This is a genomic window from Microlunatus flavus (genome assembly GCF_900110855.1).
Classification (GTDB): domain Bacteria; phylum Actinomycetota; class Actinomycetes; order Propionibacteriales; family Propionibacteriaceae; genus Microlunatus; species Microlunatus flavus.
The window spans coordinates 245,093-257,578 of sequence record NZ_FOFA01000004.1; the positions used below are offsets into that span (position 1 = coordinate 245,093).

A 12,486-nucleotide genomic window follows, 5' to 3' on the forward strand; every position below is an offset into this window, starting at 1 on the left:
CCCGTCCTCATTCCGGCGCCGCGTCGGACGACGCCCCGCGACGAGCGGTCTGCGGGGCCGGGTCGTCCTCCCCGGGTCGGCGCCCGTCGATGCCGACGTTCTTGAGGACGGAGAGCACCACGACCATGACCGCCGCGGCGCAGATGCACATGTCGGCGACGTTGAAGATCGGCCAGTGCGGCAGCTGCAGGAAGTCGACCACGTGCCCGCGGAACGGTCCCGGAGCACGGACGAGCCGGTCGAGCAGGTTGCCGCTGACACCGGCGACGAGCAGGCCGAGCGCGACGGCCCAGCCGACGTGGCCGAGCCGCGGCACGAGCCGGACGAGGACGAACCCGACGACGAGGATCGCGGCGACGGCGAACACCCAGGTGAAGCCCTCGCCCTGGCTGAAGGCGGCGCCCGGGTTGCGGATCAGCCGGAAGCTCAGGAGGGGTCCGAGCACCCGTACTGGCACGTTCGGCTCGAGGCGCTCGACGGCCTCCCACTTGGTGGCGACGTCGAGCCCGAGGCCGACGAGCGCCACCATGCCGAACAGAGGCCACAACCGCGGGCGTGGCTGGACCGCCTCCGCAGCGGCGTCCGTCCCTGCGTCCGCCGGGTCGGCTCGCACGTCGTCCCCGGGTGCCCTCTCCGCTGCGGCCTGCTCCTCGGCGGCCCCCGTCTCCCCCGGCTCGGAGCCGGGTGCGACGGGGGTCGACGGGCTCAGCGTCGCTCTTCGCGCTGCTTGCAGCTCACGCAGAGCGTGGCGCGCGGGAAGGCCTGGAGACGGCCCTTGCCGATCGGCTGGCCGCAGTTGTCGCAGCGGCCGTAGACGCCCAGCTCGATGTGGCGCAGCGCGAGCTGCGACTGGTCGAGCATCTCGCGGGCGTTGTTGGCCAGGCTCATCTCGGCGTCGCGCTCGAAGTTCGCGGAACCGACGTCGGCCGGGTCACGACCCGCGCCCTCGGTGCCGTCGCGGAGCAGGTTGTGCAGCTCCGCGTTCGAGGTGGCGACCTGCTCGGAGAAGCGCTCGACGTCCTCGGTCAGCGTGGTGCGGACCTCGTCGAGCTCCTCCTCCGTCCACGGGTCCTCGCCCGGGCGGACCGGGAGGCTGGCCGGGTCGACCTGCACACCCGGACGGTCGGCGTGCTGGACCGGGAGCGCGTGGACGCTCGGGGCGACCCGCTGACCCGTCGCCGACGGGTTGGCCACGGAGGTGCCCGTGGTCTTGGTGGTGCTCATGAAGGGTCCCCTCGCTCGATGTCGCAGAGACAGTAGGCGGTCGTCTGCGTTTCTTCAACGACGAAGAACCCCGGGTCGTCCCCGAGGAGGGTCCTGCGTCAGGCCCGGCACGTCCGGGTGCGTCCCGGCTCCGGCCGGCGTGCCTGCCGCGGCGCCCGTCAGGACGCCGCGGCGAGGTGTCTCGGTCGGGTCAGCGCTGCTCGCCGAGCAGCGCGTCCAGGCGCGGGGTCGCGCTGCTCTGGCCGTTGTCGGACGACGAGCCGTCGTCCTGCTTCGCGTGGGCGTCGGGCTCCGCGGGCCGGACGCTGGTCTCGTCCTGGCCCTGGGGAGCGGCGTCGCCGCCCTCACGCGGAGCGGTGCGCTCGGGGCCGCCCTCCGGCTCGAGGCCGAGGTGGTCGAGGGACTCCAGCTGGCCGCGCAGGTGGTCGCCGAGGTTGGAGCGGTAGCGCTGCTCGAAGTCGCGCAGGCGGGCCACGGTGTCAGTCAGGCTGGCGCGCTCGCGGTCGAGGTCGCCGAAGAGCTGCGTACGCCGCTCCGACAGCTCGCGCTCGAGGGACTCGGAGCGGTTCTGCGCCTCGGTCTGGACGCGCTCGGCGTTCACGCGGGCCTCGGACTCGACGCGGTCGGCCCGCGTACGGGCGTCCTCGGTGACCTGCTGCGCGTTGCGGTTGGCGTCGTCGCGGATCCGCGACGCCTCCTCGTTGGCCTCGCGGACCAGGTGCTCGGCCTGCTCGGTCGACAGCTGGACCAGGCGCACGACCGCGCTGCTGGCCTCGGCGCTCGTGGTGACGACGATGTGCTCGGCGTCGCGGGTCGGCGCGCTCGGCGCCTGCTGCGCCGTCGGCTGCGTGGACTGCTGCGTGGACTGCTGGGCGGCGACGGGCTGGTCCGCCTCGACGGCGGCGGGCGCCTCGGTGGGCGTGCTCGTCTCCGCGGCCTGCGTCGGGGCCTGGTCGCCGGAGGACGACTTCAGCGCGTCGACCTGCTTCTTGAGGTTGGCGTTCTCCTCGAACAGCTGCGCGAAGCTCTCCTCCACCTCGTCGACGAACTCGTCCACCTCGAGGACCTCGTAGCCGCCCTTGCGGGCCATGCGGAACCTCTTGTTGCGAACATCGTCGAGCGACAGCGTCATCGGACACACCTCAGAACTTCGTGGAGACAGAGCGGTACCGGGCCCTTCGACCCGCCGACCACCGTATCCGACGTCACCCGTGTCCGGGATCGACCGCCCTCCGCCTTTGCTGTGGAGCGACGTACGCTCGACTGAGCGACTCTCAGCCTTGACGGTCGTTCTCGAGCGAGGCAGGCCCCAGCATGAGCCGCAGCACCCACTGGTCGACCATCGCGTCGATGGGTCCCGACCTCGACGCGGACCGGTTGGCCGAGGAGCTGGCGTCGCTGCGCGACAGCGAGCTCGACGCCTTCTGCATCTGGCTGGACGAGGTGCTGGCCTCGCTCAACACCGCCGACCACCGTGCGGAGGCCGCGTACGCCTTCGAGACGGCCCGCGACGGCGACCACGCCCGTTCCTGGGCGGCGCCGGAGCTGGCGTGCCCTGTCGACTTCACCGAGCTGCGCGCCACGGTGGTCGCCCACGGCGAGGACGCCTGGCGCGTCGTCCTGGCCGAGCCCGCTCTGCTTCCCGGCGGCTGGCCGACCGGCCTGGGACGCCAGCTGCTGGAGACGGTCGGCGCCGTGCTGCGCGACTCGCTCGCCCACCGCGTCCTCGGCTGAGCCGGCGTGACCGCCGTGCGCCGGCCAGAGCTCTGACGTCGCGCCGCCGAGGCATCGGGAACGACCAGCGCCAGGCTCAGGGGCGAGGTCAGCGGGGACCGGACCCTCAGGGCGAGGGTCGGAGGCCGATCGACCTCAGTAGCTGTAGAACACCGCGCGGTTGACCTGCATGAGGATACTCACGAGCAGGAACAGCGCGATGAAGGCCAGGTCGAGGCTCATGTTGCCGACCCGGACCGGCTTGAGGACCTTGCGCAGCGCACGCAGCGGCGGGTCGGTGATCGAGTAGACGACCTCCGCCAGCACCAGCAGCGGGCCGCGCGGCTGCCAGTCGCGCACGAGCACGGGCACCCAGGACAGGATCATGCGGGCGAACAGGACGAGCATGAAGATCCACAGGACCCAGCCGATGATGACGCCGACCAGCACCACGCGCTCCTCACCTCTTCCGGTCCTCGGGCTCCACGCTCCTCGGACGTCTCCAGTCTAGGTCGACCCGGAGGACGTGGCGCCGGCTCCGGCGACCCGCTCCGCCACCACGCTGCCGCCGGGGGCTGGCGGTGCGCGGCCGGCCGTGGTCGGGCCGGGGTCAGCTCTGGTTGAAGAACCCGCCCGCGATGCGTTCCTTGTCCTCGGCCGTGACGGTGACGTTCTGCGGGGAGAGCAGGAACACCTTGCTGGTCACGCGCTCGATGGTGCCGTGCAGCCCGAAGATCAGGCCGGCGGCGAAGTCGACGAGCCGCTTGGCGTCGACGTCCTCCATCTGCGAGAGGTTCATGATCACGGGGACGCCGTCGCGGAAGTGCTCGCCGATCGTGCGGGCCTCGTTGTACGTGCGCGGGTGGACCGTCGTGATGCGGGACAGGTCGGCGGTGCGGGCCCGCGGGGCGGCGGCCGGCAGCTGCGTGGGGACCGGCGCGGCGGCCTGGGCGGCGACCGGCGCGACGTGGGCCGGGGCGATCGTCGTGGTGGAGGGGCGCTTGCTCTGCAGCGTGGTCACGCTGCCGCCACCGGCCGTACCGGTGGCCCGCTCGCGCTCCTGGGCCCCGATGAGCTCCTCGCGGCTGATGCCCTCGGTGCGCTCGGCGTCGTCGACCTCGTACTCGGCATAGCGGTCGTCTTCGGTCCACAGGCCCAGCCATGCGCCGGCCCGCTTGAGTCTGTCCGCCATCGTCGCCCCTCGGTCTTGTCGGCGCTGTCTCGTCACTGGTCGTCACGACGCCGCCCCTCCCTCGCGGGAGCAGCGGCGTCGTCGACACTACCGGCCGGCCGGCGGCCCTCCGGGCACGCCGACCGTCGACACGCGGCCTACTTCAAGAAGTCGGGGACGTCCAGGTCGTCGTCGGCCGGCGGGCTCGGCGGGCGCAGCGGAGCGGGCCGCTGGGCCTGGGCCGGAGCGGCGGCAGCACCGCTCGGCGTCGCCGCCGGGACGGGGCGCGGGGACTCGAACGAGGGTGCCTGGGCGGGCGCCGAGGAGTACGGGCGCTGGCCCGCGCCATGCTGGCCGCCGCCCTGCTGACCCTGCTGGCCGCCCTGCTGGCCGCTGCTGCGCAGGTCCGCCGCCCGGCTGACGCCCGGCTGGCGACGCGGGGGCTGGCCGCCCTCGAAGCCCGCGGCGATGACGGTCACGCGGACCTCGTCGCCGAGGGCGTCGTCGATCACGGTGCCGAAGATGATGTTCGCGTCCTCGTGCGCGGCCGCCTGGATGAGGTCGGCGGCGTTCGACACCTCGAACAGACCGAGGTCGGAACCACCGGCGATCGACAGCAGCACGCCGTGCGCGCCCTCGATGCTGGCCTCCAGCAGGGGCGAGCTCACGGCCATCTCGGCCGCGGCGCGGGCCCGGTCCTCGCCCCGCGCGGAGCCGATGCCCATCAGGGCGGAGCCGGCGTTCGACATGACCGCCTTGACGTCGGCGAAGTCGAGGTTGATCAGGCCCGGGGTGGTGATGAGGTCGGTGATGCCCGAGACACCCTGCATGAGCACCTGGTCGGCCTGCTTGAACGCGTCGAGGATCGCGATCTGGTGGTCGACCATCTGGAGCAGCTTGTCGTTCGGGATGACGATCAGCGTGTCGACCTCCTCGCGGAGGCTTCCGATGCCCGACTCGGCCTGCGTCGCGCGGCGCTTGCCCTCGAAGGAGAACGGCCGGGTCACGACGCCGATGGTCAGCGCGCCCAGCGCGCGGGCGATGCGAGCCACGACGGGCGCGCCGCCGGTGCCGGTGCCGCCGCCCTCGCCCGCGGTCACGAAGACCATGTCCGCGCCCTTGAGCGCGTCCTCGATGTCCTGCGCATGGTCCTCGGCGGCCTGGCGGCCCTTGTCCGGGTCGGCGCCGGCACCGAGGCCGCGGGTGAGCTCGCGGCCGATGTCGAGCTTGACGTCGGCGTCGCTCATCAGCAGCGCCTGGGCGTCGGTGTTGACGGCGATGAACTCCACGCCGCGCAGGCCGGCCTCGATCATCCGGTTGACGGCGTTGACACCACCGCCACCGACGCCGACGACCTTGATGATGGCCAGGTAGTTCTGTGACGCAGAGACCACGGGGGCTTCCTTCTCGTTCTCGCTTGCGCGCTCGACCGGCTCGTCCGACGTTCCTCCGACCCGGACCTCCGGACCTCGACCTGGGGTCGAGACCGGCGGGCCGACCCGGGGAAGGCAGGTCGACGAGGGGAGACGCGAACGGGGACGAATCTATCGAGGGCCGTCCGCCGAAGTCCACGTGGCGCCAGCCCGACACGCGTCCGGCACGCCCGAACCCCCGGATCTCTGGAGATCCACTTGAGGGTGAGACGAACCCGGGGTTGCCGAGCGGTGAGCGGTACGGCAGCCCGGACGTTCCTGGAGCTCGTCGGCGCGAGCGTCCTGAGGCGCCGAACCGAGCCGGGCCCCTCGACCACGGGCGCCGCCCCGCGGCCGCCCTCCGCTCAGGCTTCGTCCCCCTCGCTGCTGAAAGCGGGTCGCTCGATCGCGCAGGAGCCGGAGTTCCACGCTCAGCGCGGCCGACGAGCCGCATCGAGCGACCCGGATTCAGCAGGACCACCGACCAGGCTGAGGGGCGTGGTGTTGCGCTCAGCGCGCCCGGAGCTCCGGGACGTACCCGCGCGGTCAGCGGGTCGCAGGCGCGTGCGGGGCGGAGACGTCGATGGACGTCTTGGCACCGGAGGCGAGCAGCGCGGTGGCGACCTGCGCCTTGAGGGGGGACTCCGACGCGTCGCCCCAGACGATCACCAGACCAGAGGCGGTGCGGAGCCGGATCGAGTCGGGCGTGGCCGCCTCGATGCTCGTCACCTGGGCGCGGACGTCGGCGGGCAGCGCGAGCACCACCGAGCCGAGCTCGACCAGCAGCGGCCGGTTGGCCGGGTCGGCGCTCACCTGCACGACGCCGGCCGGCAGCACGGTCTTCGCGGCGAACACGACGCCCGCCTTGTCGGCGACGAGGAACCCGCCGGGCTGGGCCACGCCGAGCAGCGGCTGGCGCTCGGTGACCGTGATGCGGACCTTCCCGGGCCACTCCCGCGTCACGGTGGCGGCGGCCACCTGGGGCAGGGACGTCGCCCGCCGGGCGATGGCGTCGAGGGGCTGGCGGGCGAGCGGCCGGCCCAGCGGGACGGCGGCGGCGGCGGTGACCTGGTCGCGGCTGAGCTCGCGCACCCCCACCACGTCCACGCTGCGCGCGGCGAAGACGGAGGAGAAGTAGACCAGCCAGACCGCGGTGCCGACGACCGCCGCGAGCACCAAGGCGAGGACGGCCCGCAGGACGCGGCGACGCCGGCGCGTGCGGCGGTCGCGCTGCTCGGCCAGCGAGGGCCGCGTCGGCGTCAGCGGGGCGCGGGGCGGCGCGGCGGTGCTCGTCACGCGCTCCCCTCCCCCGCCTCGTGGCGCCCGAGCGCGTCGGCGGCGGCCGCCTCGTCGTCGCCGGGTCCCGGTGCGTCGGCCTGGGGGGCCGCCGACCCGTGCGTGCGGACCGAACGGTCGGCCCGGTGCGCGAGGGCGTCGACGATCAGCGGCGCGACCTTGGTGACGTCGCCGCAGCCGAGGGTCACGACGAGGTCGCCGGGCCGGGCGAGGCCGGCCACGACGGGCGCGGCGGAGTCCCAGTCGGGCTCGTAGGTCACGTGCGCGGTCCCCGCGGGCACCGCGTCGGCCACGAGCGCGCCGGTGATGCCCGGGATCGGGTCCTCGCGGTCGCCGCACACGTCCATCACGACGGTCTCGTCGGCGATCGACGCGGCGTCCGCCAGCTCGCGGAACAGGTCGCGGGTCCGCGTGTAGAGGTGCGGCTGGAGCACCGCGACCACCCGACCGCCGTCCGGCTGCCCGTCGACGGCCGTGCGGGCGGCCCGCAGGGTGTGGGCCACCTCGGTCGGGTGGTGGGCGTAGTCGTCGAACACGCGCACGCCGTCGACCGTGCCGACGAGCTGGAAGCGGCGGTTGGTGCCCGCGTACGTCGACAGCTGCTCGCGCGCGGTCTGGTCGTCGACGCCCAGCGAGGTGAGGACGGCGTACGCGGCGGCGGCGTTCGCGACGTTGTAGGTGCCGGGCACGTCGAGGGTCAGCGGCCCGCCGACGCCGCCCCGACCCAGGCGGAAGCTCGAGCCCGTGCCCGCGAACGTCGCGCCGGTGATCCGCACGTCCGCGTCGACGGCCTGCCCGAAGGTGACGACCTCGGGCCCGCTGCCGGACTCCTCGACGTGGCGCCGCACCGTCGCGGTCAGCTCGACCGCGCCGGGGTCGTCGGCGCTCACGACCAGCACGCGCACGGCGGACGCCGTCGCGAACCGGACGAAGCCGTCGGCGTACGCCTGCGCGGTGCCCCAGTTGCTCAGGTGGTCGGGGTCGACGTTGGTCACCACGGCGACCTCGGCCGGGTACTGCAGGAAGGACCCGTCGCTCTCGTCGGCCTCGACGACCATGACGTCGCCGCGGCCGAGGTGCCCGCCGCTCTTGCTGCCCGTGAAGGAGCCGCCGATCACGTACGAGGGGTCGAGGCCGGCGCCCACCAGCGCCCCCGCGACCATCGCAGTCGTCGTGGTCTTGCCGTGCGTCCCGGCGACGGCGACGCCCCGCCGGCCGAGCATCAGCGAGCCCAGCGCGGCGCTGCGGTGCAGGACCCGCAGGCCCCGGCGGCGCGCCTCGGCGAGCTCGGGGTTGTCCTCGCGGATCGCGGACGAGGCGACCACGGTCTGCGCGTCGCCCAGCTGCTCGGCGCGGTGCCCGACGTGGACGCCGGCGCCGCGGGCTGCGAGGCCGCGCAGGTAGGCCGAGTCGGAGCGGTCGCTGCCGCTGACCGGGACGCCGAGGTCGAGGAACATCGAGGCGATGCCGTTCATGCCGGACCCGCCGACGGCGATGAAGTGGACCCCGCCGAGCTGGGCGGGCGGGACGAGCTCGACCGGTTCGAGCAGCGGCATCAGCGTTCCTCCTCACCCGTGCTGGCGGCGACGGCCAGTGTGCGCTCGGCCAGGACCGTGGCCGCGTCCCGTCTCGCGGTGCCGGCCAGCGCCCGCGCCATCGCGGCGAGCCGGTCCGGGTCGCCGAGCAGGGTCGGCACCTCGGCCGCCACCCAGCCCGGGGTGCAGTCCGCGTCGTCCAGCAGCAGGCCGCCGCCGGCCTCGACGACGGGCGCCGCGTTGCGGGCCTGCTCGCCGTTGCCGTGGGGGTAGGGCACGAAGACGCAGGGCAGCCCGACCGTCGCGGTCTCCATGACGGTCCCGGCCCCGCAGCGTCCGAGCATCAGGTCGGCCGCGGCGTACGCCTGCTCCATGTGCTCGACGTAGGCCAGGGGGACGTACGTCGCCCCGGTCTCGGCGTCCACGCGTCGCTCGTCGTCGTCGCGGAAGTTCTTGGGGCCGAGGACGTGCAGCACGTCGACGCCGGCGCGCAGCAGGTCGTCGGCCGCCCCGCGCGCGGCCGCGTTGACGCTGGCGGCGCCCTGCGAGCCGCCGCTGACCAGGAGGGTGGGTCGACGCCCCCCGCCCTCGGGCTCGAGGCCCAGCGCCTCCCGGGCCGCCGGGCGGGCCGCGGCGCGGTCGAGGTCGGCGATCCCCCGGCGCAGCGGCAGGCCGATCAGCGTGGCGTGGGCCAGCGGCGTGCCGGGGAAGGAGATGTAGACCTCGCGGGTCACCCGGGCCGCGAGCCGGTTGGCCAGGCCGGGCAGGGCGTTCTGCTCGTGGACCACGACGGGGACGCCGAGGCGCCGCGCCGCGAGGTAGACCGGCGTGGAGACGTAGCCGCCGAAGCCGAGGGCGACGTCGGCCTCCGTGCGCCGCAGGACCGCACCCGCGGCGCGCACCGCCGCGGCGAGCCGGCCCGGCACCCGCAGCAGGTCCGGCCCCGGTCGCCGCGGCATGGGGACCGGCGGGATCAGCTCGAGCGGCAGGCCGGCGGCCGGGACGACGGTGCTCTCCAGCCCGCGGGCGGTCCCGACGGCGGTGACCCGGGTGCCCGGCGCGAGGCGGAGCAGCTCCTGGGCGGTGGCGATCAGCGGCGACGTGTGGCCGGCGGTGCCGCCGCCGGCGAGCACGACCGACACCGGTGCGCTCACGCGCGGCTCCGGGTGCGCCGCGAGCCGGTCGTCCCGGTGGTCACGGTCACGCGCGGGCGGTCACCGGAACGGCGGGCGCTGATCAGGGCACGCGCCGCCGGCTCGCGGCGCGCGCAGCCGAGCAGCACGCCGACGGCGAGCAGGTTGCCGATGAGGGCCGAGCCCCCGTACGAGACCAGGGGAAGGGGCACGCCGGCGATCGGCAGCAGCCGGAGCACGACCGCCAGGTTGAACAGCGCCTGGGCGACGAACCAGGTGGTGACGCCGCCGGCGGCGTAGCGGGAGAAGGGGTCGTCGGAGCGCGACGCGATGCGGAACCCGGCGTAGCCGAGCAGGCCGATGAGCGCCAGGACCACGAGCGAGCCGAACAGCCCGAACTCCTCGCCGAGCACGGCGAAGATGAAGTCGGTGTGGGCCTCGGGCAGGCTCCCCCACTTCTGCCGGCTGGCCCCGAGCCCCATGCCCCACCAGCCGCCGGAGGCGATGGCGAACATGCCGGCCTGGGCCTGGTCGTTGATGCCGTTCACGTTGACCGAGGGGTCGAGGTACGCCGCCAGCCGGCGCATGCGGACCGGCGAGGTGACGAAGAGGCCGACCACGCCGAGGAACCCGAGCCCGCCGAGCCCGAGCAGCACGCGGACCGGCGCACCGACGATCCACAGCATCCCGGCCACGATCCCGCCGAGCACGACCGCGGTGCCGGCGTCGCCCTGGAAGACGACGAGCGCGATGACGACCAGCGCCCCCGGCAGGAACGGCACGAGCAGGTGGAACGGGCGGTCCAGCAGCTTCTGCTTGCGGGCCATGACGTCGGCGCCCCAGACGACCATGGCCAGCTTGGCGAACTCGGCCGGCTGGATCCCGAAGCCGGCGACGCCGGTCGAGAGCCAGTTGCGGTTGCCGTTGATGGTCATGCCCAGCGGCGTGTAGGTCAGCACGAGCAGCAGGACCGCCAGGCCCATGCCGACCCAGCTCACCCAGCGAAGGGTCGCGACGGGCATCCGCATGATGACGACCGCCCCGACGACGCCGATGCCGAGGAAGATCAGCTGCCGCTTGACGTAGTAGTACGAGTCGCCGGTGGTGAGGTAGGCGTTCACGCTCGAGGCCGAGAGCACCATCATCAGGCCGACCACGAGCAGCAGCGCGACCGAGCCGAGCACCAGGTGGTAGCTGGTCAGCGGCCGGTCGAGGACCGACCGCAGCCAGAGGGCGACAGCGCGGCTCGAGGTCGGCGCGATGTCGGTCGTGCGGTCCTTGCGCGATCCGGCGCGGGCGGAGCCCCTGCCGCGGCCTCCGGGTCGAGGACCGGGGTCCTTGACGTCCGAGGGGGTCAGGGTCGCCACAGGTGGCTCCTCCTTCTCGTGCGGCTGCTCGTGCGGTCGTGCGTCCCTCCCGGCGGACCGGTCAGGGAGCGAGCGCGCGCACCGCCTCGGCGAAGGCGTCGCCGCGCGCGGCGTAGTCGGTGAACATGTCCAGGCTGGCGCAGCCCGGCGCGAGCAGGACCACGTCTCCCGGCCGGGCCAGGGACGCGGCCGTCGCGACGGCCCGTGCCATGACGTCGGCACTGGCGCCCGGCGTCACCCGACCATCTTCAGCGGTCGTCACGACCTCGACCGGCACATCGGGTGCGTGTCGAGCCAGCGCTTCGGCGACCACCGGCGCGTCGACGCCGAGCAGCACCGCCGCCCGGAACCGTCCGGCGTGCGCCGCCACGAGGTCCTCGAAGCGCGTGCCCTTGGCCTGGCCGCCCGCGACCCAGACCACCTTCGGCCCGGCCGGGTCGGAGGGGTCGCCGAACGCGCGCAGCGCCGCGTCGGCCGCGTGCGGGTTCGTGGCCTTGGAGTCGTCGACGTAGCGCACCCCGTCGCGCTCTCCCACGGTCTGGATCTTGTGCGCCCCGACCCGGACGCCCCGCAGGCCGTCGCGGACGGCGCTCGCGCGGACGCCGTACGAGCGGGCGAGCGCGGCCGCGGCCAGCGCGTTCGCGACGACGTGCGGCGGGGGTGGGTCCCCCTCCGGCACGCCCGCGGCGAGCGCGACGTCGGCGAGCGAGGCCAGCTCGAGCGCGGAGTCGCGGCGCTGCTCGATGAAAGCCCGGTCGACGAGCAGGTCGTCGACGACACCCAGCATCGAAGGCCCCGGCGTGCCGAGCGTGAAGCCGATCGCGCGCGCCCCCTCGACGACGTCGGCCTCCTCCACCATCGCCTCGGTCGCCCGGTCGGCGACGTTGTAGACGCAGGAGTGCGAGACGCCCTCGTAGATCTTGGCCTTGGCCGCGCCGTACGCCTCGTAGCCGCCGTGCCACGACAGGTGGTCGGGCTGCAGGTTCAGCACCGCCGCCGAGTGCAGGCCGAGCGAGCTCGACCAGTGCAGCTGGTGGCTGGAGAGCTCGACGGCCAGGACGTCGTACGGCTCGGTGTCGAGCACGATCTCCATGACCGGGCGGCCGATGTTGCCGACGGCGGCGGTGCGCAGGCCGGCGGCGGCGAGCATCGACTCCAGCATCTGCGTCGTCGTGGTCTTGCCGTTGGTGCCGGTGATCCCCAGCCAGGGGATCACCTTGGCCGGCCGGCTGAGCCGCCAGGCCAGCTCGACCTCGCTCCACACCGGCACGTCCTGCGCCACCGCCTGCACGAGGATCGGCGCGGTCGGCGGGAAGCCGGTGGTCACGACGAGGTCGGCGGCCTCGGGAAGGTTCGCGGTGGAGCCCGGCCCCAGCCGCACGGTCGCACCGAGCACCTCGAGCAGGGCGCCCTTGTCGGTGTTCGCCTCGCTCGCCGCGTCGTCGAGCACGGTCACCCGTGCCCCGAGCTGCAGCAGCCCGTCCGCCGCCGCGAAGCCGGACACCCCGACCCCGGCGATCACCACGTGCGCGTCCGGCCAGGGCGACGCCCCGTCGGCGGTCCTCATCCAGGAGATCGTCATGGCTGACCCGTCCTTCCTTGACCCACGCCGGTCCGGCGCGCCCCCGGAGTGAG

Annotated in this window: 11 protein-coding genes and 1 pseudogene; 1 reads left to right on the forward strand and 11 read right to left on the reverse strand. The window is 74.3% G+C overall.

Annotated features, from left to right (window positions below):
* Positions 1–7 precede the first annotated feature (7 nt).
* The 3 genes from BMY04_RS11875 to BMY04_RS11885 all read right to left on the reverse strand — a co-directional run bounded on the left by BMY04_RS11875 (position 8) and on the right by BMY04_RS11885 (position 2,356).
* Positions 8–529 carry a signal peptidase II gene (locus tag BMY04_RS11875; protein ID WP_198410107.1) on the reverse strand — a complete coding sequence of 174 codons (522 nt, stop codon included), beginning with the start codon at positions 527–529 and terminating at the stop codon, positions 8–10.
* A gap of 176 nt (positions 530–705) precedes the next feature.
* On the reverse strand, positions 706–1,224 hold the full coding sequence (locus BMY04_RS11880) for a TraR/DksA family transcriptional regulator (protein ID WP_091180279.1): 519 nt from the start codon (positions 1,222–1,224) through the stop codon (positions 706–708).
* A 190-nt stretch (positions 1,225–1,414) separates the two neighbouring features.
* Positions 1,415–2,356: a DivIVA domain-containing protein gene (locus tag BMY04_RS11885; protein ID WP_091180283.1), complete on the reverse strand. Its 942-nt coding sequence runs from the start codon at positions 2,354–2,356 to the stop codon at positions 1,415–1,417.
* A 182-nt stretch (positions 2,357–2,538) separates the two neighbouring features.
* Here BMY04_RS11885 and BMY04_RS11890 point away from each other — a divergent pair, with 182 nt between their 5' ends.
* Complete coding sequence (locus BMY04_RS11890; RefSeq protein ID WP_091180286.1) at positions 2,539–2,958, forward strand: DUF4240 domain-containing protein; 420 nt, start codon at positions 2,539–2,541, stop codon at positions 2,956–2,958.
* Positions 2,959–3,093: 135 nt separating this feature from the next.
* On the opposite strand, the gene BMY04_RS11895 is transcribed toward BMY04_RS11890, so the two are convergent.
* The 8 genes and pseudogenes from BMY04_RS11895 to murD form a co-directional block, all read right to left on the reverse strand.
* Positions 3,094–3,387 carry a YggT family protein gene (locus BMY04_RS11895; RefSeq protein ID WP_232506311.1) on the reverse strand — a complete coding sequence of 98 codons (294 nt, stop codon included), beginning with the start codon at positions 3,385–3,387 and terminating at the stop codon, positions 3,094–3,096.
* 160 nt (positions 3,388–3,547) lie between these two features.
* On the reverse strand, positions 3,548–4,129 hold the full coding sequence (locus tag BMY04_RS23535) for a cell division protein SepF (protein WP_269766216.1): 582 nt from the start codon (positions 4,127–4,129) through the stop codon (positions 3,548–3,550).
* A 137-nt stretch (positions 4,130–4,266) separates the two neighbouring features.
* The gene (ftsZ, locus tag BMY04_RS11905; protein WP_091180293.1) at positions 4,267–5,502 is read right to left on the reverse strand and encodes a cell division protein FtsZ; all 1,236 of its coding nucleotides are present in this window, start codon (positions 5,500–5,502) and stop codon (positions 4,267–4,269) included.
* Between the two features lie 564 nt (positions 5,503–6,066).
* On the reverse strand, positions 6,067–6,816 hold the full coding sequence (locus tag BMY04_RS11910) for a cell division protein FtsQ/DivIB (protein WP_170854097.1): 750 nt from the start codon (positions 6,814–6,816) through the stop codon (positions 6,067–6,069).
* 119 nt (positions 6,817–6,935) lie between these two features.
* Positions 6,936–8,372, reverse strand: a pseudogene (gene murC, locus BMY04_RS11915) (UDP-N-acetylmuramate--L-alanine ligase); the annotation flags it as partial.
* Positions 8,372–9,505 carry a UDP-N-acetylglucosamine--N-acetylmuramyl-(pentapeptide) pyrophosphoryl-undecaprenol N-acetylglucosamine transferase gene (locus BMY04_RS11920; RefSeq protein ID WP_232506313.1) on the reverse strand — a complete coding sequence of 378 codons (1,134 nt, stop codon included), beginning with the start codon at positions 9,503–9,505 and terminating at the stop codon, positions 8,372–8,374. The pseudogene murC and the gene BMY04_RS11920, both read right to left, overlap by 1 nt.
* Entirely contained in the window at positions 9,502–10,851 is a 1,350-nt protein-coding gene (ftsW, locus tag BMY04_RS11925) for a putative lipid II flippase FtsW (protein ID WP_232506314.1), read from the reverse strand. Before ftsW ends, BMY04_RS11920 begins: the two co-directional genes overlap by 4 nt.
* Positions 10,852–10,912: 61 nt before the next feature.
* Complete coding sequence (gene murD / locus BMY04_RS11930) at positions 10,913–12,433, reverse strand: UDP-N-acetylmuramoyl-L-alanine--D-glutamate ligase (RefSeq protein ID WP_091180302.1); 1,521 nt, start codon at positions 12,431–12,433, stop codon at positions 10,913–10,915.
* Between the last annotated feature and the right edge of the window lie 53 nt (positions 12,434–12,486).